23 protein-coding genes and 1 tRNA gene are annotated in these 24,200 nt (G+C 63.9%); 13 read left to right on the top strand and 11 right to left on the bottom strand.

Going from position 1 to position 24,200, the window contains the following annotated elements; all coding sequences use genetic code 11:
* Nucleotides 1–8: 8 nt before the first annotated feature.
* The 3 genes from G3N58_RS20020 to G3N58_RS20010 all read right to left on the bottom strand — a co-directional run bounded on the left by G3N58_RS20020 (nucleotide 9) and on the right by G3N58_RS20010 (nucleotide 2,629).
* Nucleotides 9–1,304, bottom strand: a complete 1,296-nt coding sequence (locus tag G3N58_RS20020; protein WP_206000011.1) for an HlyC/CorC family transporter — start codon at nucleotides 1,302–1,304, stop codon at nucleotides 9–11.
* Nucleotides 1,305–1,510: 206 nt separating this feature from the next.
* Nucleotides 1,511–1,587, bottom strand: a tRNA-Pro gene (locus G3N58_RS20015).
* Nucleotides 1,588–1,636: 49 nt separating this feature from the next.
* Complete coding sequence (locus tag G3N58_RS20010) at nucleotides 1,637–2,629, bottom strand: polyprenyl synthetase family protein (protein WP_167048727.1); 993 nt, start codon at nucleotides 2,627–2,629, stop codon at nucleotides 1,637–1,639.
* Between the two features lie 282 nt (nucleotides 2,630–2,911).
* Between G3N58_RS20010 and rplU the strand changes: the two genes are divergently transcribed.
* From rplU to proB, 4 genes are all read left to right on the top strand, one after another.
* A complete protein-coding gene (gene rplU / locus G3N58_RS20005; RefSeq protein ID WP_007180329.1) occupies nucleotides 2,912–3,223 on the top strand; it encodes a 50S ribosomal protein L21 in 312 nt (103 codons plus the stop codon).
* 25 nt (nucleotides 3,224–3,248) lie between these two features.
* Complete coding sequence (gene rpmA / locus G3N58_RS20000; RefSeq protein WP_008923994.1) at nucleotides 3,249–3,509, top strand: 50S ribosomal protein L27; 261 nt, start codon at nucleotides 3,249–3,251, stop codon at nucleotides 3,507–3,509.
* 213 nt (nucleotides 3,510–3,722) lie between these two features.
* The gene (gene cgtA / locus G3N58_RS19995) at nucleotides 3,723–4,844 is read left to right on the top strand and encodes an Obg family GTPase CgtA (RefSeq protein ID WP_167048729.1); all 1,122 of its coding nucleotides are present in this window, start codon (nucleotides 3,723–3,725) and stop codon (nucleotides 4,842–4,844) included.
* A 71-nt stretch (nucleotides 4,845–4,915) separates the two neighbouring features.
* Nucleotides 4,916–6,034, top strand: a complete 1,119-nt coding sequence (gene proB, locus G3N58_RS19990; RefSeq protein WP_167048731.1) for a glutamate 5-kinase — start codon at nucleotides 4,916–4,918, stop codon at nucleotides 6,032–6,034.
* A 141-nt stretch (nucleotides 6,035–6,175) separates the two neighbouring features.
* On the opposite strand, the gene G3N58_RS19985 is transcribed toward proB, so the two are convergent.
* Both G3N58_RS19985 and G3N58_RS19980 read right to left on the bottom strand, forming a co-directional pair.
* On the bottom strand, nucleotides 6,176–6,733 hold the full coding sequence (locus tag G3N58_RS19985; protein WP_167048733.1) for a CNP1-like family protein: 558 nt from the start codon (nucleotides 6,731–6,733) through the stop codon (nucleotides 6,176–6,178).
* Nucleotides 6,734–6,809: 76 nt separating this feature from the next.
* Entirely contained in the window at nucleotides 6,810–7,556 is a 747-nt protein-coding gene (locus G3N58_RS19980; protein WP_167048735.1) for an RNA pyrophosphohydrolase, read from the bottom strand.
* Between the two features lie 298 nt (nucleotides 7,557–7,854).
* Here G3N58_RS19980 and G3N58_RS19975 point away from each other — a divergent pair, with 298 nt between their 5' ends.
* Nucleotides 7,855–9,591 (top strand): proline--tRNA ligase, encoded by a 1,737-nt coding sequence (locus tag G3N58_RS19975; protein ID WP_206000010.1) that lies wholly within the window; start codon nucleotides 7,855–7,857, stop codon nucleotides 9,589–9,591.
* A gap of 38 nt (nucleotides 9,592–9,629) precedes the next feature.
* Nucleotides 9,630–10,229, top strand: a complete 600-nt coding sequence (locus G3N58_RS19970) for a MarC family protein (protein ID WP_167048739.1) — start codon at nucleotides 9,630–9,632, stop codon at nucleotides 10,227–10,229.
* A 102-nt stretch (nucleotides 10,230–10,331) separates the two neighbouring features.
* Here the strand turns inward: G3N58_RS19970 and G3N58_RS19965 are convergent, their stop codons facing one another.
* Both G3N58_RS19965 and ffh read right to left on the bottom strand, forming a co-directional pair.
* Nucleotides 10,332–10,883, bottom strand: a complete 552-nt coding sequence (locus G3N58_RS19965) for a hypoxanthine-guanine phosphoribosyltransferase (protein WP_167048741.1) — start codon at nucleotides 10,881–10,883, stop codon at nucleotides 10,332–10,334.
* Nucleotides 10,884–11,055: 172 nt separating this feature from the next.
* On the bottom strand, nucleotides 11,056–12,423 hold the full coding sequence (gene ffh / locus G3N58_RS19960) for a signal recognition particle protein (RefSeq protein ID WP_167048743.1): 1,368 nt from the start codon (nucleotides 12,421–12,423) through the stop codon (nucleotides 11,056–11,058).
* 81 nt (nucleotides 12,424–12,504) lie between these two features.
* Here ffh and ccsA point away from each other — a divergent pair, with 81 nt between their 5' ends.
* The 7 genes from ccsA (at nucleotide 12,505) to G3N58_RS19925 (ending at nucleotide 20,918) form a co-directional block, all read left to right on the top strand.
* The gene (gene ccsA, locus G3N58_RS19955; protein WP_206000009.1) at nucleotides 12,505–13,440 is read left to right on the top strand and encodes a cytochrome c biogenesis protein CcsA; all 936 of its coding nucleotides are present in this window, start codon (nucleotides 12,505–12,507) and stop codon (nucleotides 13,438–13,440) included.
* A 10-nt stretch (nucleotides 13,441–13,450) separates the two neighbouring features.
* Nucleotides 13,451–13,768: a PP0621 family protein gene (locus G3N58_RS19950; RefSeq protein WP_167048756.1), complete on the top strand. Its 318-nt coding sequence runs from the start codon at nucleotides 13,451–13,453 to the stop codon at nucleotides 13,766–13,768.
* Nucleotides 13,765–14,361 (top strand): 1,6-anhydro-N-acetylmuramyl-L-alanine amidase AmpD, encoded by a 597-nt coding sequence (gene ampD, locus G3N58_RS19945; protein ID WP_167048758.1) that lies wholly within the window; start codon nucleotides 13,765–13,767, stop codon nucleotides 14,359–14,361. Before G3N58_RS19950 ends, ampD begins: the two co-directional genes overlap by 4 nt.
* A 533-nt stretch (nucleotides 14,362–14,894) precedes the next feature.
* Nucleotides 14,895–17,921, top strand: a complete 3,027-nt coding sequence (locus tag G3N58_RS19940) for a ribonucleoside-diphosphate reductase subunit alpha (protein WP_167284621.1) — start codon at nucleotides 14,895–14,897, stop codon at nucleotides 17,919–17,921.
* A gap of 690 nt (nucleotides 17,922–18,611) precedes the next feature.
* Nucleotides 18,612–19,856 (top strand): ribonucleotide-diphosphate reductase subunit beta, encoded by a 1,245-nt coding sequence (locus G3N58_RS19935; protein WP_206000008.1) that lies wholly within the window; start codon nucleotides 18,612–18,614, stop codon nucleotides 19,854–19,856.
* 85 nt (nucleotides 19,857–19,941) lie between these two features.
* Nucleotides 19,942–20,259, top strand: coding sequence for a hypothetical protein (locus tag G3N58_RS19930; RefSeq protein ID WP_167048764.1), 318 nt, complete (start codon nucleotides 19,942–19,944; stop codon nucleotides 20,257–20,259).
* Between the two features lie 29 nt (nucleotides 20,260–20,288).
* Complete coding sequence (locus tag G3N58_RS19925) at nucleotides 20,289–20,918, top strand: histone H1-like DNA-binding protein (protein ID WP_206000007.1); 630 nt, start codon at nucleotides 20,289–20,291, stop codon at nucleotides 20,916–20,918.
* Between the two features lie 330 nt (nucleotides 20,919–21,248).
* Here the strand turns inward: G3N58_RS19925 and G3N58_RS19920 are convergent, their stop codons facing one another.
* From G3N58_RS19920 to G3N58_RS19905, 4 genes are all read right to left on the bottom strand, one after another.
* Complete coding sequence (locus tag G3N58_RS19920) at nucleotides 21,249–21,725, bottom strand: glycine zipper 2TM domain-containing protein (RefSeq protein ID WP_167048766.1); 477 nt, start codon at nucleotides 21,723–21,725, stop codon at nucleotides 21,249–21,251.
* A 25-nt stretch (nucleotides 21,726–21,750) separates the two neighbouring features.
* Nucleotides 21,751–22,689, bottom strand: coding sequence for a carbohydrate kinase family protein (locus tag G3N58_RS19915; RefSeq protein ID WP_206000006.1), 939 nt, complete (start codon nucleotides 22,687–22,689; stop codon nucleotides 21,751–21,753).
* A 96-nt stretch (nucleotides 22,690–22,785) separates the two neighbouring features.
* On the bottom strand, nucleotides 22,786–23,286 hold the full coding sequence (tpx, locus tag G3N58_RS19910) for a thiol peroxidase (protein ID WP_167048770.1): 501 nt from the start codon (nucleotides 23,284–23,286) through the stop codon (nucleotides 22,786–22,788).
* A 69-nt stretch (nucleotides 23,287–23,355) separates the two neighbouring features.
* A partial coding sequence (locus G3N58_RS19905; RefSeq protein WP_206000005.1) for a DUF3426 domain-containing protein occupies nucleotides 23,356–24,200 on the bottom strand: 845 nt, incomplete at its 5' end.

Below are 24,200 nucleotides of genomic sequence, written 5' to 3'. Positions count from 1 at the left end.
CCAGGGCGTTAGTTGAGGCGCGCTTTGGCGGCTTTGCGCGACGGCGGTTTGAACAGCTTGACGGTGCGAATCGCCTGATCGTCGCTGCGCATGACTTCGAGCTTGATCTCGCCGATCTGCACGCAGACGTCGCCATCGGGAATGTCTTCGAGAATTTCGAGAATCAGGCCGTTGAGCGTTTTCGGGCCGTCGGTGGGCAGCGTGAGGTGCAGCCAGCGGTTCAGTTCGCGCAGCGGCATGCTGCCCGCGACGATGCATTCGCCATCCTCGTTCCAGCCGCCGCGCGAACTGGCGCCGCGCGGAATCGAGGTGGTGAATTCGCCGATCAGCTCCTCGATGATGTCTTCTGGCGTGACGAGCCCTTGCAGTTCGCCGTATTCGTCGACGACGAGCGCGGTGCGCTGGCGGCTCTCCTGGAAATATTGGAGCTGCTGGAACACCGGCGTGCCGCTCGGCACGAAATACGGCTCGGTCAGCAGTTCGCGCAGGGTGTCGCGCCCGAGTTCCTGGTTGTGCAGGGCCGCGAGCGTTTTGCGTACGTGCAGCACGCCGAGCACACGGTCGATGTCGCCCTGGTAGACGATCAGCTTGTTGTGATAGCAGGTTTCGAGTTGATGCAGGATCTGCTCGAACGGCGCGTCGAAGTCGAGCGCCTCGATGCGGCGGCGCGGGATCATTACGTCGTCCACGGAGATGTTTTCGAGGTCGAACAGATTCAGCAGGATGCTGCGGTGCTTGGTCGGCATGAAGCTGCCGGACTCGAGCACGATGGTGCGCAATTCTTCGGTGGAGAGCCGCTGGTCGCGCGCGCTTTTCGTGTTGATGTGCAGCACGCGCAGGATGCCGTTCGCGAACAGGTTGACGAACCAGATGAGCGGTTTCGCGGCGCGCATCAGCGGCGCGATGAGCAGGCTCGCGGGTAGCGCGATCTTCTCGGGAAAGGTTGCGCCGACGATTTTCGGCGTGATCTCCGCGAACACGATGATCAGAAACGCGACGAGCCCGGTCGCGATCGACAGGATGAGGTTGTTGCGGCCGAACGTGTGCAGCGCGAGCGAGGTCGTGAGCACCGGGATGATCGTATTGAACAGGTTGTTGCCGATCAGGATGACGCTCAGCAGTTGATCGGTACGCGCGAGCAGGCCCTGGGTCGTTTTCGCGCCGAGCGTGTTCTGGTTGGCAAGGTGCTTCAGACGATGGCGGTTGAGCGCCATCATCGCTGTCTCGGAAATGGAAAAGAAGGCGGAGCAGACGAGCAGCAGAAGGACGGCGCCAATCTGCGCCCATAAGGGAAGTTGTTCCACGCGTCGTGAAAAATAAGGGAAAGGATGGAGAGAATATAGCAGAGGGGGCTATGCGGCCCGCCACTGGGGTTGGCGCCGATATGGACGATGTGGTGGCTGTGTGTCGCCGGTGTAGCAACGGCTGCGGGTAAAAAACGACGTGCAAAACAAAAAACCGCCGAGCAATGCTGCGGCGGTTTTTGAACCTTGAACGAACAAGGAGAATCTGGTCGGGGTGAGAGGATTCGAACCTCCGGCCTCTACGTCCCGAACGTAGCGCTCTACCAGGCTAAGCTACACCCCGATTAGGTACTGCTGACTCGATTCAGACTAACCCGGCGTTTCAGTCTCGTTCAAGACTGCCTTGCCGTCGAGTAAGAACATAATTCTAGCAGGCTCTCTTTAAAAATGGAATGGGGGAATGAAGAAATTGCCGTCGCGGCTGCCTGGGCTTCCTGTTTCGCGCATTCGAGCGTGTGATCGAGCGCGCCGGAGCGCGTGATCGCCTCGAAAATCGTTTCGAAACGGTCGGTGCCGCCCTGCTCGATCGCTTCGCGCGCGAGTGCCGACTGCTCCGGCGTGCCGCGTTCGATCAGATAGATGAGCGGCAGCGTCGGTTTGCCTTCGCGCAGATCGTCGCCGGCGTTCTTGCCCATCGATTCGGCCGTGCCCGTGTAGTCGAGCCAGTCGTCCATGATCTGGAACGCTGTGCCGATGCGCCTGCCGAATTCCGCCGCGGCCGCTTCGATTTTCGCGTCCGCGCCGGCCAGTACTGCGCCCAGCTGGGCGGCCGCTTCGAACAGCTTGGCGGTCTTGTAGCGGATCACCTGCATGTAGCGGGCTTCGTCGACGTCCGCGTCGTGCATGTTCAGCAATTGCAGCACTTCGCCCTCGGAGATGATGTTGGTCGCCTCCGACAGAATCTCCATGACCCGCATCTTGCCGACGCCGACCATCATCTGGAACGAGCGCGAGTAGAGAAAATCGCCGACCAGCACGCTCGCGGCGTTGCCGAACAGCGCGTTGGCGGTCTGACGGCCGCGCCGCAGGTCGGATTCGTCGACCACGTCGTCATGCAGCAAGGTGGCCGTGTGGATGAATTCGACGACCGCCGCCAGTTCGTGCCGGTGCCCCGTCGTGTCGCCGAGCGCGCCCGCCACGAGCAGCAGCAGCGCGGGCCGCAGTCGTTTGCCGCCGGCGCCGATGATGTACTCGGAAATCTGGTTGATCAGCATCACGTCGGACGCAAGACGTTGCCGGATGACGCGATTCACCTGCTGCATGTCTTCGGCGACCGGAGCAAGCAGGCTGGCGACGTTGGGGGAAGGGGTGGCAGTCGACGACATGATGGCTGAATTGGGTAGTGCCGCGAATTATAAGGCGATCGGGGCGCTTCCGGGTCGTCGGCTGCGGCGCGGGCGCTTTGCCGCGTCGGCAGCGCCGCATGCCGGGGCTGCGTGGGAGGTGCCGGGTGCCGCTCGCCCCGTCGCGAAAGTAAGGCCGGAAGGCGGCGGAAAGACTCTTAAACGGTTTTGGAAACAGGTTTTGACCGAGCAGCTAACTCCATGTATAATCGAGAGTTTCCGCGCGCGGTGCGTGGGAAAAATGAACAAAGAGTGAGGTTCTCAATGTACGCGGTCATAAAAACCGGTGGCAAGCAGTACAAGGTTGCCGTCGGCGAAAAACTTAAAGTAGAACAGATACCGGCAGACATTGACGCTGAAATCACGCTCGACCAGGTTCTCGCAGTGGGCGAAGGCGAATCGATTAAGTTCGGTACGCCGCTGGTCAGTGGGGCTTCCGTCAAGGCTACCGTCGTGTCGCAAGGTCGTCACGCAAAAGTGACCATCTTCAAGATGCGTCGCCGGAAGCACTACCAGAAGCATGGCGGCCACCGCCAGAACTATACCGAACTGCGCATCGACGCGATCAACGCGTAAGCGCACCGGTTAAGGAGCAGATCAAATGGCACACAAAAAGGCAGGCGGATCGTCCCGGAACGGCCGCGACTCCGAATCGAAGCGCCTCGGCGTGAAGGTTTACGGCGGCCAGGCTATCAACGCTGGCGGCATCATCGTGCGTCAGCGCGGCACGCGCATGCACGCTGGTGAAAACGTCGGCATGGGCAAGGATCACACCCTGTTCGCGCTGAAGGACGGCCACGTTCAGTTCTCGACGAAGGGCGCGGCGAAGAAGCACACCGTTTCCGTCGTCCCGGCAGCCTGAGTTTAATCAGGCACGGGCTTCAGGACCGGAAAAAGGCCCCGCGAAGTTCGCGGGGCCTTTTTTATTGCGGCGCCTTCTGCGCGCGGCATCGATCGCTGGCTGTGCCTATGCCGTTCGGTCGATTGATCAACGCGCAACGCGCGCGGCAAAATAGCAGCATCCAATCAGGCAGTACACCCTGCATCTGGCAGCACATACGGGACGGAGTTACGCATGAAGTTCATTGACGAAGCGAGGATTGAAGTCATCGCCGGCGACGGAGGGGATGGCAGCGCGTCGATGCGCCGCGAGAAATTCGTTCCGTTCGGCGGTCCGGATGGCGGCGACGGCGGCCGGGGCGGCAGCGTGATCGCGGTCGCGGACCGCAACATCAACACGCTGATCGACTACCGCTACGCGAAAAAACATCTGGCTCGCAACGGCGAAAACGGTCGCGGTTCGGACTGCTACGGCAAGGGCGGCGACGACATCACGCTGCGCATGCCGGTCGGCACCACGATCACCGACATGGAAACCGGCGAGTTGATCGCCGATCTGACCGAGCACAATCAGAGCGTGCAAATTGCGCAGGGCGGTGCGGGCGGTCTCGGCAATCTGCATTTCAAATCCAGTACGAACCGCGCGCCGCGTCAGAAGACCGACGGCAAGCCGGGCGAGCGCCGCATGGTGCGCCTCGAACTGAAAGTGCTGGCCGACGTTGGCCTGCTTGGCATGCCGAACGCCGGCAAGTCGACGTTTATCTCGTCGGTGTCGAACGCGAAGCCGAAAATCGCCGATTACCCGTTCACGACGCTCGCGCCGAATCTCGGCGTGGTGCGCGTCGGGCCGAGCCGCAGCTTCGTGATCGCCGACATTCCCGGTTTGATCGAAGGCGCGGCCGAAGGCGCGGGTCTCGGCCACCAGTTCCTGCGCCACCTGCAGCGCACTGGCCTGCTGCTGCACATCGTCGACATTGCACCGTTCGACGAGTCGATCGATCCGGTCGTGGAAGCGAAGGCGATCGTCAACGAACTGCGCAAGTACGACGATCAGCTCTATCAGAAGCCGCGTTGGCTCGTTCTGAACAAGCTCGACATGGTGCCCGAAGACGAGCGCGAAGCGCGCGTGTCGGCGTTCCTCGAAGGTTTTGGCTGGGATGGTCCGGTGTTCGAGATTTCGGCGCTGACCGGCCAGGGCTGTGAGAATCTCTGCTACGCGGTGTTCGATTACCTCGCCGAACATTCCGATGCGCAGCGCGCGGCCGAAGCCGAAGACCTTGCTTCCGACGTGCGTTTCCGCGAAGGATCGGGAGTCCAGGCCGCGGTTGGCGAGTCCGGCAGCCACCCGCAGGAATAAAAACTCCAGCGCCGGCGCCAGCAGGCGGGCTGCCGGCATGTATCACGCGTCATCTTGGGAGACAGCGCACGATGCGTTCGGTCATCGCGGATTCACGGCGATTGGTAGTGAAGGTCGGTTCGAGCCTCGTCACGAACGACGGGCGCGGCCTCGATCATACGGCGATCGGCCGCTGGGCCGCGCAGATTGCGGCGCTGCGCGCGCAAGGCAAGGAGGTGGTGCTGGTCAGCTCGGGCGCCATCGCCGAGGGCATGCAGCGGCTCGGCTGGACCAAACGGCCGCGTGAAATCGACGAGTTGCAGGCGGCCGCGGCCGTCGGGCAGATGGGGCTTGCGCAGGTGTACGAAAGCCGCTTCGCCGAGCACTCGATCCAGACCGCGCAGATTCTGCTGACGCACGCCGACCTCGCCGACCGCGAGCGTTACCTGAATGCGCGCTCCACGTTGCTCACGCTGCTGCGCCTCGGCGTCGTGCCGATCATCAACGAAAACGACACGGTCGTAACCGACGAAATCAAGTTCGGCGACAACGACACGCTCGGCGCGCTGGTCGCCAATCTGATCGAAGGCGACGCGCTCGTCATTCTCACGGATCAGCAAGGCCTTTTCACGGCCGATCCGCGCAAGGAGCCGAGTGCCACGCTCGTTCAGCAGGCCGACGCCGGCGCGCCGGAGCTCGAAGCGATGGCGGGCGGCGCAGGTTCGAGCCTCGGCCGCGGCGGCATGCTGACCAAGATTCTTGCTGCCAAGCGCGCTGCGCATAGCGGCGCCAATACGGTGATCGCGAGCGGACGCGAGGTGGACGTGCTGTCGCGGCTTGCGTCGGGCGAAGCGATCGGCACGCAGCTCATCGCCCGCACCGCGCGGATGGCGGCGCGCAAGCAGTGGATGGCCGATCACCTGCAGGTGCGCGGCCACGTCGTGATCGACGACGGCGCGGTGGAAAAGCTGACCGCAGGCGGCAAGAGCCTGTTGCCGATCGGCATCGTCGGTGTGCAGGGGGCGTTTGCGCGCGGCGAGGTGATTGCGTGCGTGAGCGCGTCGGGGCGCGAGGTGGCGCGCGGTTTGACGAACTACAGCAGCGCCGAAACCAGGCTGATCCAGCGGCGCCCCAGCGGCGAAATCGAGTCGGTGCTCGGCTATATGCTGGAGCCCGAGTTGATCCACCGCGACAACCTCGTGTTGCTCTGATTCGTCCCGCGACGCGAACCCGAACAAGGTTAGTAGAAAGCCAAAGCCCACAAAAAAGCCGCTCCAGCCTGAACTGGAACGGCTTTTTCCGTCTTCGGCGCAACGCACCGGGAAGACCCGGAGCGCGCCCGCGAACGCAACTCAGTGAATCTGCGACGTTTGCGTGCGCTTGTAGCGGATGTTCTCGACGATGTGCTGCGCGCTGCCAGTCGGAATCTTGTTCGCGCACATGTAGTCCTGGTACAGCGCCGCCTGGTACGCGTTCAGCGCGCCATTCTCGATGCGCGAAAACTGGTTGGCGACATCCTTGTCCCAGCCGTCGTGATCGGCATTCAGGCCCGCATACTGGCGCCACTCGTACGTGTCGCAGCGGATACCTTCGTAGTTCACGTTGCGCGCGCCGCTCGGGCTCGTGACGACCACCGTGTAACGCACGACGCCGTCGTCGCCGACGCTGACCGATTTCGCGTCGATTGCGAATTGCAGCGGCGTATTGCCGGACACCTCGAACGGCAGCAGATTCGCCTCCGTCGGCAGAGGTGGCAGCGTGTCTACCTTGTTTTCAACCCAGTTGCCCTTGCGGTCCAGCAGATAGACGAACGCGCTGTCGTCTTTATTGGTCGGTTTGCCGGCGCTCGAACAGCCTGCCAGCAGGGCGCCTGTGGCGACGCACGCCGCGGCGAGAGCAAATGCTTTCAATCTGATTCCCTCGAAAGACGGACGCGGCCCGAAAGCCGCGCCAGAGAGAGGCGGCATGGACAGCCGCCCGGAATTGTTAACCGCGCATGCCCGGCCGGACCAGCGGGCCGGCGCTTTCGTCGGCGGATTCCTCGTCGTGCCGCGCTTCGCTGTTCGCTTGTACGGCTTCGGCGTCATCTCCGCAATCCTGCATGACCACAACGTGAGTCGTGGTCGCGATGCTCACCGAACTCACGACAGTGACCGAAGTCACCGTACTGACCGTGGAATCCGGAGGACTCTGCATCGACGAGGTCACCCGGGGATAGCGCGACCCATGGTGCCCGCCAGGTTTTTCCGCACGCGGCACAGGCCGGCGCATGAAACGGGATAGCTCCGTCAGCGCCAACTGATACACATCCCGCTTGAACTCGATCACACAGTCGAGCGGCACCCAGTACTCGTTCCAACGCCAGGCATCGAACTCCGGGTGGTCGGTGGCGCGCAAGCAGATATCGCAGTCGCGTCCCACCATCCGGAGCAAGAACCAGATTTGCTTCTGGCCGCGGTAATGACCGCGTACTTCACGCTTGATGAACTTGTCAGGCACCTCATAACGCAACCAGTCGCGCGTGCGACCGATCACCTTGACGTGCTCAGGAAGCAGTCCGGTTTCTTCGTGTAACTCCCGATACATCGCTTGCACGGGGGTCTCACCATATTTGATGCCCCCTTGCGGAAACTGCCAGGAATGTTCACGGAGCCGTTTGCCCCAAAACACCTCGTTGTGCGCGTTCAAGAGGATGATGCCGACGTTCGGGCGAAAGCCTTCACGATCCAGCATACAACCACCTTCGAATCCTTTAAAATTGCTTTGATTATAAACAGATAACGGACCCTACGCACCGAATCGCATAAGAATGGAACGATTCGCCGCAATGGGCCCGTGTTTGCGGTAGCCTGTCGGTTTCCCGTGCCATGTCCCTTGTGCGAAGGCTGCGCGCGGCGGTTGCGGCGCCGTGCGGGGCTGGGTGCCGCCGGTCGGGCGAACGGTGCTCCCGGCGGCGGATCTGTATCGATTTCCCCAACGTTTTCACCTTTTCGGGCGGTCCCTCCGGAGCCGCCGCTTTTGGACAATCTGAATGAAAGCCTCCCGTTTCTTTATCGGCACGCTCAAGGAAGCTCCTGCCGACGCCGAGATCGTCAGCCACAAGCTCATGGTGCGCGCCGGCATGATCCGCCGCGTCGCCGGCGGTATCTACAATTACCTGCCGGTCGGGCTGCGTTCGATCCGCAAGGTGGAAGCCATCGTGCGCGAGGAAATGAACCGGGCGGGCGCCATCGAACTCCTGATGCCGGCGGTGCAGCCGGCCGAGCTGTGGCAGGAATCGGGCCGCTGGGAGAAGTACGGCCCCGAGCTGCTGCGCTTCAAGGACCGTAAGCAGGCCGACTTCGTGATGGGGCCGACGCACGAGGAAGTCGTGACCGACATCGCGCGCAACCAGATCAGGAGCTACCGTCAGTTGCCGGTCAACTTCTATCAGGTCCAGACGAAGTTCCGCGATGAAATCCGTCCGCGTTTCGGCGTGATGCGCGGCCGTGAGTTCATCATGAAAGACGCGTACTCGTTCGACAAGGACATCGAAGGTTTGCGCGAGTCGTATCGCAAGATGTACGACGCGTACGTGCGCATCTTTACGCGCCTCGGGCTCGAGTTCCGCGCGGTCGCGGCGGACAACGGCTCGATCGGCGGCAGCGGCTCGCACGAATTCCACGTGATCGCCGACACCGGCGAGGACGCCATCGCTTATTGCCCGACTTCCGACTTCGCCGCGAACGTCGAAGCGGCCGAAGCGCTGCCACTCATCGCGCAGCGCGCGGCGCCCGCCGAGGACATGAAGAAGACCGCCACGCCGGGCAAGGCGAAGTGCGAGGCCGTCGCCGAACTGCTGAACATCCCGCTCGAGCGCACGATCAAGTCGATCATTCTCGCCACCGAAAACGAAGGCGCTGAGCCGACCATCTGGCTGCTGATGCTGCGCGGCGACCACGACCTGAACGAGATCAAGGCCGCCAAGCTGCCCGGTCTCGCCGACTTCCGCATGGCGACCGAAGCCGAGATCATCGAAACGTTCGGCACGCCGCCGGGTTATCTCGGTCCGATCAACACGAAGAAGCCGGTCAAGGTGATCGCGGACTGCACCGTCGCGAACATGAGCGACTTCGTGGTCGGCTCGAACGAGGTCGACTATCACACCACCGGCGTGAACTGGGGCCGCGATCTGCCGGAGCCGGTCGTCGCCGATATTCGCAACGTGAAGAAGGGCGATCCGTCGCCGGACGGCAAGGGCGTGCTCGACATCTGCCGCGGCATCGAAGTGGGCCACGTGTTCCAGCTCGGCACCAAGTATTCGGAAGCGATGGACGCGACCTGCCTCGACGAAACCGGCAAGCCGCGGCCGATGGAAATGGGCTGCTACGGCATCGGCATCACGCGTATTCTCGGCGCGGCGATCGAACAGAATTTCGACGACAAGGGCATCATCTGGCCGGAGTCGATCGCGCCGTTCGAGGTCGTGCTGTGCCCGATGGGCTATGACCGCAGCGACGCGGTGCGCGAGCAGGCCGACAAGCTGTACGCGGAACTCGTCGCGGCCGGCATCGACGTGATCCTCGACGATCGCGGCGAGCGTCCGGGCGTCATGTTCGCCGACTGGGAGCTGATCGGCGTGCCGCATCGTCTCGTGATCGGCGACCGTGGCCTGAAGGACGGCAAGCTCGAATACCAGGGCCGCCGCGATGCCGAAGCGACGCTGCTGCCGGTCGAGAGCGCGGCGCAGACCGTGATCGACAAAGTGCGCGCGGCACTCGCGCATTAAGCGAGTGAGCTGAGCGGGCGTACCAGGCGGAGCGAGCGGTGGAGTACACCTTTCTGTCGGCGACCGTGCTGCTGATCCTGATTACCGATCCGCTCGGCAACATCCCGATCTTCGTCAGCTGTCTGCAGGGCGTGGCGCCCGAGCGCCGCACGGTCGTGATCCTGCGCGAGGTCGCGATCGCGTTTGCGATCCTGCTGGTGTTCATGGTGCTCGGGCAGGGCTTTCTGCGCATGATGAGCCTCAGCGACCTGTCGTTGCGGATCGGCGGCGGGATCGTGCTGTTCCTGATCGCGCTGCGCATGGTGTTTCCGCATCCGGACGGCCCGTTCGGCGGGGACGCGCGCGGCGGCGAACCGCTCATCGTGCCGCTCGCGATTCCGGCGCTGGCCGGCCCGTCGGCACTGGCGACGGTGATGCTGCTGACCTCGCAGGCGCCGGGCAAGACGTTCGAGTGGATCGGCGCGCTGACCGTTACGATGATCGTCTGCGCGATCGTGCTGATGCTCGCCGAGCGCATCCAGGCCTGGCTCGGCGAACGCGTGATGGCGGCGTTCGAGCGACTGATGGGGCTCGTGCTCGTGGCGATCTCGGTCGAGATGATGCTCGGCGGGATTCGCTCTTTCGTGCACCAGCTATGACACGGGAGTCGGTAGGCCACCTGTCGCCGATGCAGCCATAAAAAAAGCAGCCAACACAGGCTGCTTTTTTTACGCCGGAGCGCCGAGGCGCCAGTGCGCGACTTACGCCCCCTCGGTCAACGCCCGGATGGTCGGCAGGTTGCGCCAGTACCCCTTCGCATCCATCCCGCAGCCGAACACGTAGCGGTCCGGCACCTCGAAGCCGCAGTAGTCGGGGCGCAGCGGCTTCGCCTTCGGAATGATCTTCTCGCACAGCACCGCCGACAGGAAGCGCTTCGCGCCCATCGCGAGGATGCGGTCGCGGATCGCGGCCATCGTCTCGCCTTCGTCGAGGATGTCGTCGAGCACGAGCACGACGCGATCCTTGACCGACTCGGCCGGAGCGACGCGCCATTGCATCTCGTCGCTGCCTTTCGTCGTATTGCGGTAGCGCGTGAGGTGGATGTAGTCGAACTCGAGCGGGAAATCGAGGTGCGGCAGCAGCATGCCGGTGAACACCGCGGCACCGCCCATCACCGACAGCACGAGCGGGAAGTCCTCGCTCATCTCGTTGCGGATGGCTGTTGCCATGCCGGCGATCGATGCGTTGACGTCCGAGGCCGAAACGATCTCTTCGGAGTGTTGAAAAATATGGAGGGCTTCTTCGCGGTTCATGACGTCTAACGGGCGGTAACTGTATACATAGAGTGAGTGGGAACATCCCGTGGGACGTTCCGGTCGGGGACGGCGCCGTGCGCTAGAGAATATAAACCCGCGCGAACCCGGCGTCAGCCGCACGATGCCACGGCGTTTGCGCGCGTGGCGTGCGCGACCGTCCCCATCAAGCTTAGCGCATGCCGGGTAGCATGCCTTTCATGCCGCGCATCATCTTCTGCAGATTGCCGCCCTTGAGCTTCTTCATCATCGTGCGCATCTGCTCGTACTGGTTCAGCATGCGGTTGACTTCCTGCACCTGCACGCCCGCACCCGCAGCGATGCGGCGCTTGCGGGTCGCCTTGATCAGCTCGGGCTTGGCGCGCTCGGCCGGCGTCATCGAGTTGATGATGCCTTCCATGCGGCGCATCTGCTTCTCGGCCTGGCTCATGTCGGCGCCGGCCGCGGCCTGCTGGAACTGCGCGGGCAGCTTGTCCATCAGTGACGACAGGCCGCCCATGCCTTTCATTTGCGTGAGCTGCGCGCGGAAGTCGTTGAGGTCGAAGTCGCCGCCTTTCTTGACCTTGTCGGCGAGCTTCTGCGCGGCCTGCACGTCGACGCCGCGCTGCGCTTCCTCGACGAGCGCGAGGATGTCGCCCATGCCGAGAATCCGGCTTGCCATGCGGTCCGGGTGGAACACTTCGAGGCCGTCGAGCTTTTCGGCCACGCCGACGAACTTGACCGGCTTGCCCGTCACGTGACGCACCGACAGCGCCGCGCCCCCGCGCGAATCGCCGTCAAGCTTGGTGAGCACGACGCCGGTGAGCGGCAGCGCGTCGCTGAACGCCTTCGCGGTATTGACCGCGTCCTGGCCGAGCATCGCGTCGACGACGAACAGCGTTTCGGCGGGCTTCAGTTCGGCGTGCAGCGCGGCGATTTCGTTCATCATCGCTTCGTCGATACCGAGACGGCCGGCCGTGTCGACGAGCAGCACGTCGTGGTAATGGCGCCTGGCCCAGTCCACCGCGGCGCGCGCGATATCGACCGGCTTCTGGTCGGGCTCGGACGGGAAGAAGTCCGCGCCGACCTGCTCGGTCACCGTTTTCAGCTGGGCGATAGCGGCGGGCCGATAGACGTCGCACGAAACCGTCAGCACCTTCTTCTTGTACTTCTCGCGCAAGAGCTTGGCGAGCTTGCCGACCGTGGTCGTCTTACCGGCACCCTGCAGACCCGCCATCAGGATGATCGCGGGCGGCGTGACGGCGAGGTTGAGCTCGGCGGCCTTGCCTTCGTAGTCGCCGCCGATCACCGCGGTCAGCTCGCGCTGCACGACGCCGACGAGCGCCTGGCCCGGCGACAGGCTGGCGATCACTTCCTCGCCGAGCGCCTTCTCCTTGACCTTGGCGATGAACTCGCGCACGACGGGCAGCGCCACGTCGGCCTCGAGCAGTGCGAGACGCACTTCGCGCAGCATTTCCTGGGTGTTCGCCTCGGTGAGCCGGGCTTCGCCGCGCAGCGTCTTGACGACGCGCGCCATCCGTTGAGTCAGATTGTCGAGCATGGGGAGCGATGAACGGTGGAGCCCGCGCAGCGCGCGAAGCGCAAGACGTCGCGGAGCAGGGCCCTAGTGTAAACTTCGAATATGGATATTGTACTGTATGCCCTCACCGCGCTTCTCTACGGCGGCCTCGCCGTGGCCGGCTGGCGCTCGCACCGGCACGCGGCCGCGCGCCCGCTGCTCGAGAGCGTGCCGCCGTTGTCCCCGCCGTTGCCTGTCAATGCCGGCGGCACGGGCGCTTCGGTCGCCACCGGTATGAGCGTGCCCGGGCGCGCGCTCCTGTGCGTCGCGCTGCTCGCTCACGGCGTGCTGCTGCATACCACGATCTTCCCGCAGAACGCGATGGTGTTCGGCTTCGCGTTCGCGTTGTCGGCGATGTTCTGGCTCGGCGCCGGCATCTACTGGATCGAGAGTTTCTTCTTCCCGCTCGACGGTTTGCGGCTGCTCGTGTTGCCGCTCGCCTGCGTCGCGTCGCTGCTGCCGCTCGCGTTCGGCGGGGTGCGCGTGCTGCCGTATGCGGCCGCGCCGATGTTCAAGCTGCACTTCCTGATCGCGAACATCGCCTACGGTCTGTTCGCGATCGCGGCACTGCACGCGATCCTGATGCTCGCGGTCGAGCGGCGTCTGCATGCGATGCGCGGCGGTCTCGCGCAACGGCACGCGGCGGCCGGCAACGGCTGGTGGTCGAGCTGGCTCGACACGCTGCCGCCGCTGCTTACGCTCGAAAAGCTGCTGTTCCGTCTGATCGGCGCCGGCTTCGTGCTGCTCACGCTGACGCTCGTCTCGGGCATCCTGTTCAGCGAGCAACTGATCGACCGCGCGTTGCGGCTCGATCACAAGACCGTGTTCGCGATTCTCTCGTGGGTGATGTTCGGCGCGCTGCTGACCGCGCGCAAGGTATCCGGCTGGCGCGGCCGTGCGGCATTGCGCTGGGTGCTGGCCTCGTTCGTCGCGCTGTTGCTCGCGTACGTCGGCAGCCGTTTTGTTTTCGAGGTGCTGTTGCACCGGCTTGTAGTGTGAGCGTGTCACCATGCGACAAATCTTTTTGCTGATCCTGCTGTTCATCGTCGGTCAATGGCTCGTGAAGGCGCTGCGCCGTCACGACGCGCAAACCGCGCAACGCACGGGCGCCGGCGCGAATGGTGCGAACAGCGGTGCCAACGCCGCGAATAACGGCGCAGGTTCGTCCAACGGGCAGCCGCAGCTTGCCGAGCCGATGATCCGCTGCGTCGAGTGCGGCGTGCATGCGCCGCAGAGCGACTCGGTGAGCGTGGCGGGGCAGACCTTCTGCTGCGCCGCGCACGCGCAGCGTCACGGCGCGCGTCCGAGCGGCCGCGACGCCCGATGAGCGTCGCGTTCGCCGTCGATGCCGACGGTTGGGTTTCCGCCGCGCGCAAGCTGCCCTCGCCGAATTTCGAAGCGCGGCCGCAAGGTGCCGTGCCGACGCTGATCGTCGTCCACAACATCAGCCTGCCGCCGAACGAGTTCGGCGGCACCGCGATCGCCGAGCTGTTCCAGAACACGCTCGACTGCGATGCGCATCCGTACTACGACACGCATCTGCGCGGCGTGCGCGTGTCCGCGCATTTCGTGATTCATCGCGACGGCGCGCTCGAACAGTTCGTGTCGTGCAACGAGCGCGCGTGGCACGCGGGGCCGTCGAATTTTTTCGACCGCGAGCGCTGCAATGATTTCTCGATCGGCATCGAGCTCGAAGGCAGCGACACCACCGCCTTCGAAGCGGCGCAATACCGCACGCTCGCCGCGCTCGTGAGCGCTTTGAAGGCACGCTATCCGATCGACGCGCTCGCCGGTCACTCCGACATCGCGCCCGGCCGCAAGACCGATCCCGGTCCGCATTTCGAGTGGCCGCGACTGCAGCGCGACACCTCGCTCGACGCTCGGTATTTCCCCTATCTCAAGTTTTCCGCGGGCCGGTAAACGGCCTTCCGCGATCCTTCGCGCAATCTCGTGTAAAGCGCGCGGAACAAGGCGCCGCCTCGTTCCGCACGCGATGCCTTTTGCGCGCGCGAGCAGAAAAGTCAAGACTTCGAAAGCAAATAAAACGGTTTGACCTGTCTCGAATCTCCACTATACTTGGTGCCACAAACCCGGTTTCGCACTATATCTTGTGTTGGCTGTGCATAACCATGTGAATAACCGGGTGTATAAGTCTGCGGCGCCCCGCTCTTCGAGCATGGCGCCGCAAGCATTCCAGGCAGCGAAAAATTCCTGGGGCGCGGCGGGTAAGGGGATCTCCGGCCGCATCCAGACGCATTCAGGAAAGGACCAGCCAGTGATCGCGACATGCTCGATGACGACCGACATCAAATCGAACCAGGCCTCATCGCAGTCGCATCCCGCCAACCGGCGTAGCCGGCCTTCCTGTATCTCATCGCACGCGCTCGCGGCGGCGCGGCGTTCGATTTAATCCGCGGCACTCGCCGCAATTTCCAGGACCAGGAGCTTTGCACATGCAAACCACCGACAACGCGACGACCCGCTACGAGGGCTCACCGGCTGGCCAGGCCTTCGGCCAGGCACAGAGCGCGCAGGCGCTCGCGCCGCACACCAGCTACGCCGACTACAAGGTGATCCGCCGCAACGGCAGCGTGGTGGCGTTCGAGCCGTCGAAAATCGCGATCGCCGTGACGAAGGCGTTCCTCGCCGTCAACGGCGGTCAGGGCGCGGCGTCGGCGCGGGTGCGCGAACTGGTCGAGCAACTGACGCAGAGCGTGGTGCGCGCGCTCGTGCGCAGCCGCCCGAACGGCGGCACGTTCCATATCGAAGACATTCAGGATCAGGTCGAACTCGCGCTGATGCGCGGCGGCGAACACAACGTCGCGCGTGCCTACGTGCTGTACCGCGAGAAGCGCAACCAGGCGCGCGTGCACGACGAGCAGGCCGGCGCGGGCAGCACGCCGGGCCTGAACGTGACCGACAACGGCGTCACGCGTCCGCTCGACATGGCGGCGCTGCGCGGCATCATCGAGTCGGCGTGCGCGAATCTCGGCGAGGCGGTGAGCGCCGAGCCGATCGTCGCGGAAACGGTGAAGAACCTGTACGACGGCGTGCCGATGAGCCAGGTGTACGACTCGGCCATCCTCGCCGCGCGCACGATGATCGAAAAGGACCCGGCCTACAGCCAGGTCACCGCGCGCATCCTGCTGCACACGATCCGCCGCGAGATTCTCGAAGAAGAAGTGACGCAAGCCGAAATGGGCGAGCGCTACGCCGAGTACTTCCCGCAGTTCATCAAGCGCGGCGTGCAGGCGGAACTGCTCGACGACAAGCTGCTGCAGTTCGACCTGAAGCGTCTCGGCGCCGCGCTCGACGCGAATCGCGACCTGCAGTTCGGCTACCTCGGTCTGCAGACGCTGTATGACCGCTACTTCCTGCATCACGACAACGTGCGCATCGAGATGCCGCAGGCATTCTTTATGCGTGTGTCGATGGGCCTCGCGCTCAACGAGATCGACCGCGAAGCGCGCGCGATCGAGTTCTACAACGTGCTGTCGAGCTTCGACTTCATGAGCTCGACGCCGACGCTGTTCAACTCGGGCACGCGCCGCTCGCAACTGTCGTCGTGCTACCTGACCACGGTCGACGACGACCTCGACGGCATCTACGAAGCGCTCAAGGAAAACGCGCTGCTCTCGAAGTTCGCGGGCGGCCTCGGCAACGACTGGACGCGCGTGCGTGCGCTCGGCTCGCACATCAAGGGCACCAACGGCAAGTCGCAAGGTGTCGTGCCGTTCCTGAAGGTCGTCAACGACACGGCGGTCGCCGTGAATCAGGGCGGCAAGCGCAAGGGCGCGGTGTGCGCGTACCTCGAATCGTGGCACCTCGACATCGAGGAATTCCTCGAGCTGCGCAAGAACACCGGCGACGACCGTCGCCGCACGCACGACATGAACACCGCGAACTGGATTCCCGACCTGTTCATGAAGCGCGTGATGGAAGGCGGCGACTGGACGCTGTTCTCGCCGTCCACCTGCCCGGACCTGCACGACAAGTTCGGCGCCGAGTTCGAAGCGGCTTACACGGCTTACGAAGACAAGGTCGCGCGCGGCGAGATCAAGCTGTTCAAGAAGATTCCGGCGGCGCAGCTGTGGCGCAAGATGCTCGGCATGCTGTTCGAAACCGGCCATCCGTGGATCACGTTCAAGGACCCGTGCAACGTGCGCTCGCCGCAGCAGCACGTCGGCGTCGTTCACTCGTCGAACCTGTGCACGGAAATCACGCTGAACACGAGCGATGCCGAAATCGCCGTCTGCAACCTCGGCTCGGTGAATCTCGTCGCGCACCTGAAGGAGCAGGCCGACGGCACGCTCGCGCTCGACCACGACAAGCTGAAGCGCACGGTCAGCGTCGCGATGCGCATGCTCGACAACGTGATCGACATCAACTACTACGCGGTCGCCAAGGCGCGTAACTCGAACCTCAAGCATCGTCCGGTCGGCATGGGCATCATGGGCTTCCAGGACTGCCTGCACGTGCTGCGCACGCCGTACGCGTCGCAGGAAGCGGTCGAGTTCGCCGATCGCTCGATGGAAGCGGTCTGCTACTACGCGTACTACGCGTCGACCGAGCTCGCCGAAGAGCGCGGCCGCTATTCGAGCTACCGCGGTTCGCTGTGGGATCGCGGCATCCTTCCGCAAGACTCGGTGAAGCTGCTCGAGCAGGCGCGCGGCGGCTACGTCGAAGTCGATGCGAGCGAGTCGATGGACTGGGCGGCGCTGCGCTCGCGCATCGCGACCTACGGCATGCGCAACTCGAACTGCGTGGCGATCGCGCCGACCGCGACGATCTCGAACATCATCGGTGTGTCGGCATGTATCGAGCCGACGTACCAGAACCTCTACGTGAAGTCGAATCTGTCTGGCGAATTCACCGTGGTCAACGACTACCTCGTGCGTGACCTGAAGGCGCGCGGCCTGTGGGACGAAGTGATGGTCGCCGACCTCAAGTACTTCGACGGCACGCTCTCGCGCATCGACCGCATCCCGGCCGACCTGCGCGCGATCTACGCGACCGCGTTCGAAGTCGATCCGGTGTGGCTCGTCGAGGCGGCGTCGCGTCGTCAGAAGTGGATCGACCAGGCGCAGTCGCTGAACATCTATATGGCGGGCGCATCGGGCAAGAAGCTCGACGAGATCTACAAGCTCGCCTGGGTGCGCGGTCTGAAGACGACCTACTACCTGCGCACGATGGCGGCGACGCACGTCGAGAAGTCGACGGTTGCGCACGGCGCGCTGAACGCGGTGAGCTCGGGTCACGAAGGCTCGGGCGGCGCAGGCGGCGCGGCGGGCGGTGCAGCCGGCGGCTTCGGCGTGAGCGGCGGTGCGGCGGGTGGCGCAGCGGGTGGCTTCCAGGCTGCGGCTTCGTCGGCGGCATCGGCAGCGGTCGAAGCAGTTGCTTCGGCACCCGAAGCAGAGGGTCCGGTGTGCATGATGCGTCCGGGCGACCCTGGCTTCGACGAGTGCGAGGCTTGCCAGTAAGCGGACGGCAGGCAGCGGGAGCGCTGCTTGCTCAATGCGAGCGAGGTCGTAGGTGATGACCCGCATGCGGCGAGCAGCGCACCGCGCGCAGATGAAGTAGCAGCAGGCCGATGAGCGGCGAGCGGGATCGAAGTCTCGCCGCTCATCGAAGTAGCGAAGCAGCACCGAAGTGAGCAAGACAGTCGGCAGAGCGGTCGGCAACAGCGGACGAAGCGCACGACAGTGCGCGCAACACGGTGTCCGGCGAACGCCTCGCTCGACGAGGCGAGCAAGGAAGCGAGTCGGGAAGCGAGCAACGTCGGCAGCCGCACGCATCGCTCGACACCACATCGAGCTTCACTCGCCAGCGCCGACGCAAGACGGCCAACACAGCTCACCGCCGACGCTCGCGATGAGCGGCTCGCGCGGCATCGATCGATCAACGGATGCCGCGAACGCACTGCGCAATACAGATAGATAGAGCAGCGAAACGTCGTGACGAAACGTTGCTCTTCGAGTTCGCGAAGTACCTCGACAACGCATGTTCAACACGCATTCGATACGCCTCACTCGACGCATCGCACGCAGCATGTCGAACAAAGTGTTGTATGAACGTAGCAACGCGAATCGAAAACAGGAATTTTCATGAACGAACTCTTTTATCGCTCGTGAAAAGATGGTACAAACCGTTCTAAATTGATGGTGACATTTATGCTCAACTGGGATGACGAGATCACTGCCGTAACTCCCTCGAGCGCGACGCAACCGAACGTGTTGCGCAACGCTGCGGGATCGGCTGTCGGTTCGCAAGTCGGAACGCGTTCCGCTCCTCATGCTCCCTCGGCTCAAGAAGTTTTCGCGAACGACCTCGCCGTCGCTCCCGTTACTCATGCCGCCAATCCGGTTCCTAACGTTGCCGCTGCTGCCGCTACTTCCGAAGCGCGCGTCAATGTTGCCGACAAGCGCATCATCAACGGCCAGACCGACGTCAATCAGCTGGTGCCGTTCAAGTACAAGTGGGCCTGGGAAAAGTATCTGGCCGGCTGTGCCAACCACTGGATGCCGCAGGAAGTGAACATGTCGCGCGACATCGCCTTGTGGAAAGACCCGAACGGTCTGACCGAAGACGAGCGCCGCATCGTCAAGCGCAACCTGGGCTTCTTCGTGACGGCCGACTCGCTCGCCGCCAACAACATTGTGCTGGGCACCTACCGCCACATCACGGCGCCCGAATGCCGCCAGTTCCTGCTGCGCCAGGCGTTCGAAGAGGCGATCCACACGCACGCTTACCAGTACATCGTCGAGTCGCTCGGTCTCGACGAGGGCGAAATCTTCAACGCGTATCACGAGGTCTCGTCGATCCGCGAGAAAGACGAATTCCTGATTCCGTACATCCATGTGCTGACCGACCCGGCCTTCAAGACCGGTACGCTCGAAGCAGACCAGACGCTGCTGCGCTCGCTGATCGTGTTCGCCTGTGTGATGGAAGGCCTGTTTTTCTACGTCGGCTTTACGCAGATCCTGGCGCTCGGCCGCCAGAACAAGATGACCGGCGCGGCGGAGCAGTACCAGTACATCCTGCGCGACGAGTCGATGCACTGCAATTTCGGCATCGACCTGATCAACCAGATCAAACTCGAAAACCCGCATCTCTGGACCGCTGAGTTCCGCGCGGAAATCCGCGAGATTTTCCAGCAGGCCGTCGAGCTCGAATATCGCTACGCCGAAGATACGATGCCGCGCGGGGTGCTCGGCCTCAATGCGTCGATGTTCAAGAGCTATCTGCGCTTCATCTGCAACCGCCGTTGCCAGCAGATCGGTCTCGATCCGCTGTACCCGAACGAGGAAAACCCGTTCCCGTGGATGAGCGAGATGATCGACCTGAAGAAGGAACGCAATTTCTTCGAGACGCGAGTGATCGAATATCAAACCGGCGGTGCGCTGACCTGGGAATAAGCCGGGTTCGCATAGCTGATGTATTCATTGATGGGGATGCCGCGGCTCGTGTCGCGGCAACCTGGGTTAGGAGCAGAACGGCCTGATGCAAAGCGTGCCCGGTGCCTTGACGGCCCACAAACATGACAGGCACTTTGCGGACCCTTCAGTGGGATGGGCAAACTTCCCCCCGGAAAAAGCCGCTGGCGTGAGCGCCGGCGGCCCGATCAAGCAATTGCCGGCGTCGCCTTGCGATGCCGACCATATCTGGCGCGCGGTGCCTCGGGGCACGGCGCGCCTTACCGCATTCATTAGCGTAAGCGCGCAGCATCTGCGTACGCCGATGAATAGCCCGCTTCGTAGCGCGCGCCCTGAGAAGCGTCCGCGGGAAGCGGGTTTTGACGAAGGGTGTAGTTTGAACTGACCTCATCTGAAAACCTGAAGGAGAAAATGATGGCAACTGCAAAGAAAGCCGCGGCCAAGAAACCCGCAGCGAAGAAAGCCGCAGCCAAGAAGGCAGCTCCGGCCAAGAAGGCAGCACCGGCTAAGAAAGTCGCTGCCAAGAAGGTCGCAGTGAAGAAGGTTGCGGCGAAGAAGGCAGCGCCGGCCAAGAAGGCGGCAGCAAAGAAAGTCGCGGTGAAGAAGGTTGCGGCGAAGAAGGTTGCGCCGGCCAAGAAGGCGGCAGCGAAGAAAGTTGCGGTGAAGAAGGTCGCAGCGAAGAAGGCAGCACCGGCGAAGAAAGCCGCGGTGAAGAAGGTTGCCGCGAAGAAGGCGCCGGCTAAGAAGGCTGCTGCGAAGAAGGCAGCACCGGCCAAGAAGGCTGCGGCGAAGAAGACCGCTGCCAAGAAAGCCGCGCCTGCGAAAAAGGCTGCCGCGAAGAAAGCTGCACCTGCCAAGAAGGCTGCCGCGAAGAAGGCCGCTGCGCCCGCGAAGAAGGCTGCTCCTGCGAAGAAGGCCGTCGCCAAGAAGGCTGCGCCTGCTCCCGCTGCGCCTGCTGTCTCGAGCGCAGCACCGGCGTCGACGGTGAAGACCGCGCTGAACCCGGCAGCGGCATGGCCGTTCCCGACGGGCAGCCGTCCGTAAGCAGCAGAGGCAATTCGACACATCGCATCATGATGTGTCCGATGACCGGGTCGCGCGCGAGTGTTGAGCGAACCCGGTCAATGTCCCGTTACCGGTTTCCGGTGACGGGATTTTTTTGCGCCGTGCTGGGGTTCAGTGATGGCGTGTGCTGACGGTAGCGGCGGTAGATAGGCGCACACAGGCGCACACAGGCGCACGTAGTGCAGTGCACGTATGCAAAATCCGCGGGCGAAAAAAACACGCACGGACCCGTGAGGGTGCATGCGTGCGAGGGTCGTCGTGGCGGCGCGCAAGTCAGGCGCCGCGGGTCGCCGCGAGGGGCGGGTGGTATCAGTGCGTGACGCGCGTGACGCCGCCGCTCGACAGCAGCCGCACACGGTCGCCGGCGCGGAAGATTTCGCCAGTCGAGGTTTGCGTGATCGCGCGGATGTCGCCGTTGTCGAGCCGCACGGTGATTTCGAGGCCGTCGCGCATCGCGACGTTGTTCTCGATCGCATTGCCGGCCACCGCACCGCCGATGCCGCCGACGATGCCGGTGGCGACCGAGCCGCGTCCGCCGCCGAACGCGCTGCCGGCGAGGGCGCCGAGCGCCGCGCCGCCCAGTGCGCCGACGCCGCTCGGCTGACCGTTGTTGGAACTGATGCGTACCGCGCGCACGCTATCGACCGTGCCGAAGCGAACCGTCTGTTCGCGCTGCGCCTGCGAGGCGGTGAAAACGTCGGGAGAACTACTGTTGACCGCGCAGCCCGACATGGCCAGCGAACCGGCGATCAAGGTGGCGACGACCAGGCGACTCGTTGTTCCCATTACCAAACTCCCATAGCTCGCGGTGTCAGGGCAGCTCGTATCCGAATGCCTGCTTGAACCGCTCGTTGATTTCCGCCCGGGTGGGCGCGTAGTTTTGCGGGCCCTGCTGTTCGATCTTCAATGCGCCCAGCAGACTGGCGAGACGTCCCGTGGTGGACCAGCCCAGACCCTTCTCGATACCGTACAGCAAGCCGCCGCGAAATGCATCGCCGCAACCGGTGGGATCGAGCACTTGCTTTGCCTCGACCGCCGGAATCTCTTCGATGCCGCCGCCGTGATAGATCTGCGCGCCCTTTTCGCCGAGCGTGACGATCAGTGCGTCGACCTTGCTGGCGATCTCTTCGATCGACCAGCCGGTCTTGTTGCTCACGAGCCGGGCTTCGTAATCGTTGACCGCGACATAGGTGGCAAGTTCAATCATGCGCCGCAGCGTCTCGCCGTCGAAGAGCGGCAAGCCCTGGCCCGGATCGAAGATGAACGGCACGCCTTTGGCGGCCAGTTGCTCGGAGTGCTGGACCATGCCGTCGTAGCCGTCCGGCGCCACGATGCCGAGCGTGATGCCCTGCGCTTCGTCGGCGCGGTTGCGATGCGACTGCATCATCGCGCCGGGGTGGAACGCGGTGATCTGATTGTTCTCGAGGTCGGTCGTGATCATCGCCTGCGCCGAGTAGGTGTCGGGCACGACGAGCACGTTCTCGGTCGACAGGCCGAGCTGCGCGAGCCGGTCCAGATAGAGCTGCGCGTCGACCGCGCCGATCGCGCCCATGATGCGTGCGTCGCCGCCGAGCAGATTCAGCGCATAGGCGATGTTGCCCGCGCAGCCGCCGAACTCGCGGCGCATGGTCGGCACGAGAAAGCTCACGTTGAGGATGTGAACCTGCTCCGGCAGGATGTGCTCCCGAAAGCGGCCTTCGAAGGTCATGATGTTGTCGTAGGCGAGCGAGCCGCAGATGAGCGTAGCCAAGGCGAGCGTTCCTGTGAAAAAACGGTGAAAAAGAGGGGCGCCGATGCGACAGCGCCGCGCGGGAAGGCGCGGCGCCGGGCTCGTGCGCGAACGGTTTTACTTCAGCGCGGCGAGTGCTGCGTCGTAGTTCGGCTCGTTCTTGATTTCGCCGACCAGCTCCGCGTGCACGACCTTGTCGTGCTCGTCGATCACGACGACGGCACGCGCCGTCAGGCCGGTCAGCGGGCCGCTCGTCACGTCGACGCCGTACGCCTGCGCGAATTCATGGCCGCGGAACGTCGAAGCCGTCACGACGTTTTCGATGCCTTCGGTCGTGCAGAAGCGCGACGCCGCGAACGGCAGATCGCCCGACACGACGATCACAGCGGTGTTGCTGAGCTTCGCGGCGGCTTCGTTGAACTTGCGGGTCGACGTCGCGCAGGTCGGCGTGTCGAGGCTCGGGACGATGTTGAGCACCTTGCGCTTGCCGGCGAAATCGGCGAGCGACAGCGGCTTCAGGTCGCGGCCGACCAGCGAGAACGCGGCGGCCTGCTGGCCCACCGACGGGAACGTGCCGCTTACTTCGATCGGGTTGCCACCCAGCGTGACTTGACTCATGTTGTGCTCCGAAATTGCGTCAGTAATGACAATGGAACGCCCGCTTCTCAGCGGGCGCGTGAAGGTGCGTTACGGATAAAAAATCTGTACGCGGAAATTGGACGCCACCGCATTGCCGGTGTCGAGATGCACGATCATCGTCTGCGTCGCATGCGCGGGCAGGCCGTCCGCGATCACGGTGCCGGGCGGCACGTAGTCCTGCGGCCACAGCACGCGCCGCACGGCGACGTTGTTCTGCTCGTCGAGCAGCGTGAGTTCGATCGCCGGGTAGGCGAGCGCGATGTTCATGCGGTTGTGCAACGGCATCTTCAGTTCGAGCTTGTGCGGGCCGTCGATCTGCCGCAGATCGGACGGCTCGACGAGCAGCCCCTCGATGTCGTGCGGCGGGCTGACCTGGCAGCCGAGATGCGCACACACCTTCGCGTAGAGGCTCTGCGAGCGCGGCAGGTTGACCATCACGGCTTCGCGCTGCCACCACGCGAGTTGCGCAAGCAGCGCGATGACGAGTAGCGTCACGACGACCGCGCCGGCCACGAGCCAGCCGATACGCTTGCTCTCGGCGGGGCGGGTCTCGCGCATGACCGGGAACGGATCGGCGCCGCTGTTGACGGGGTTGACCGAGAACGGCTCGCCGCTCGACGCGGCGGGACCGCGGGGCGGACGGGGGCCGCCTGGCGCGCCGATGCCCGAGCCGCCTGCTGCTGCTGTTGCCGCGGCTGCCTCGCCGAGGCCGGCGGCTGCGCCGAAATCGGCCACGCCCGAGCCATCGATGCCTGAGCCGATCGCGCCGAAATGCGGTTCGTTATCGGGGATGCCATGCAGAGGCACCGCCGGTTCGCGCAGCGCCGATGGCTCGACACGCCCGGTTTTGTGCCACACGCGCGGCGCTTCGTCGGCGGACGGCGGCACGGGTA

It is taken from the genome of Paraburkholderia sp. Ac-20342, from assembly GCF_017104985.1.
GTDB lineage: Bacteria > Pseudomonadota > Gammaproteobacteria > Burkholderiales > Burkholderiaceae > Paraburkholderia.
This window is presented reverse-complemented; position numbering and strand designations above follow the sequence as displayed.

Excerpts from the sequence above, each read along its gene's own strand:
- G3N58_RS20010 (WP_167048727.1), bottom strand. The coding sequence starts at position 2,629 with ATGTCGTCGACTGCCACCCCTTCCCCCAACGTCGCCAGCCTGCTTGCT.
- rplU (WP_007180329.1), top strand. The coding sequence starts at position 2,912 with ATGTACGCGGTCATAAAAACCGGTGGCAAGCAGTACAAGGTTGCCGTC.
- rpmA (WP_008923994.1), top strand. The coding sequence starts at position 3,249 with ATGGCACACAAAAAGGCAGGCGGATCGTCCCGGAACGGCCGCGACTCC.
- cgtA (WP_167048729.1), top strand. The coding sequence starts at position 3,723 with ATGAAGTTCATTGACGAAGCGAGGATTGAAGTCATCGCCGGCGACGGA.
- proB (WP_167048731.1), top strand. The coding sequence starts at position 4,916 with ATGCGTTCGGTCATCGCGGATTCACGGCGATTGGTAGTGAAGGTCGGT.
- G3N58_RS19980 (WP_167048735.1), bottom strand. The coding sequence starts at position 7,556 with ATGCTGGATCGTGAAGGCTTTCGCCCGAACGTCGGCATCATCCTCTTG.
- G3N58_RS19975 (WP_206000010.1), top strand. The coding sequence starts at position 7,855 with ATGAAAGCCTCCCGTTTCTTTATCGGCACGCTCAAGGAAGCTCCTGCC.
- G3N58_RS19965 (WP_167048741.1), bottom strand. The coding sequence starts at position 10,883 with ATGAACCGCGAAGAAGCCCTCCATATTTTTCAACACTCCGAAGAGATC.
- ffh (WP_167048743.1), bottom strand. The coding sequence starts at position 12,423 with ATGCTCGACAATCTGACTCAACGGATGGCGCGCGTCGTCAAGACGCTG.
- ccsA (WP_206000009.1), top strand. The coding sequence starts at position 12,505 with ATGGATATTGTACTGTATGCCCTCACCGCGCTTCTCTACGGCGGCCTC.
- G3N58_RS19950 (WP_167048756.1), top strand. The coding sequence starts at position 13,451 with ATGCGACAAATCTTTTTGCTGATCCTGCTGTTCATCGTCGGTCAATGG.
- ampD (WP_167048758.1), top strand. The coding sequence starts at position 13,765 with ATGAGCGTCGCGTTCGCCGTCGATGCCGACGGTTGGGTTTCCGCCGCG.
- G3N58_RS19940 (WP_167284621.1), top strand. The coding sequence starts at position 14,895 with ATGCAAACCACCGACAACGCGACGACCCGCTACGAGGGCTCACCGGCT.
- G3N58_RS19935 (WP_206000008.1), top strand. The coding sequence starts at position 18,612 with ATGCTCAACTGGGATGACGAGATCACTGCCGTAACTCCCTCGAGCGCG.
- G3N58_RS19930 (WP_167048764.1), top strand. The coding sequence starts at position 19,942 with ATGCAAAGCGTGCCCGGTGCCTTGACGGCCCACAAACATGACAGGCAC.
- G3N58_RS19925 (WP_206000007.1), top strand. The coding sequence starts at position 20,289 with ATGGCAACTGCAAAGAAAGCCGCGGCCAAGAAACCCGCAGCGAAGAAA.
- G3N58_RS19920 (WP_167048766.1), bottom strand. The coding sequence starts at position 21,725 with ATGGGAACAACGAGTCGCCTGGTCGTCGCCACCTTGATCGCCGGTTCG.
- tpx (WP_167048770.1), bottom strand. The coding sequence starts at position 23,286 with ATGAGTCAAGTCACGCTGGGTGGCAACCCGATCGAAGTAAGCGGCACG.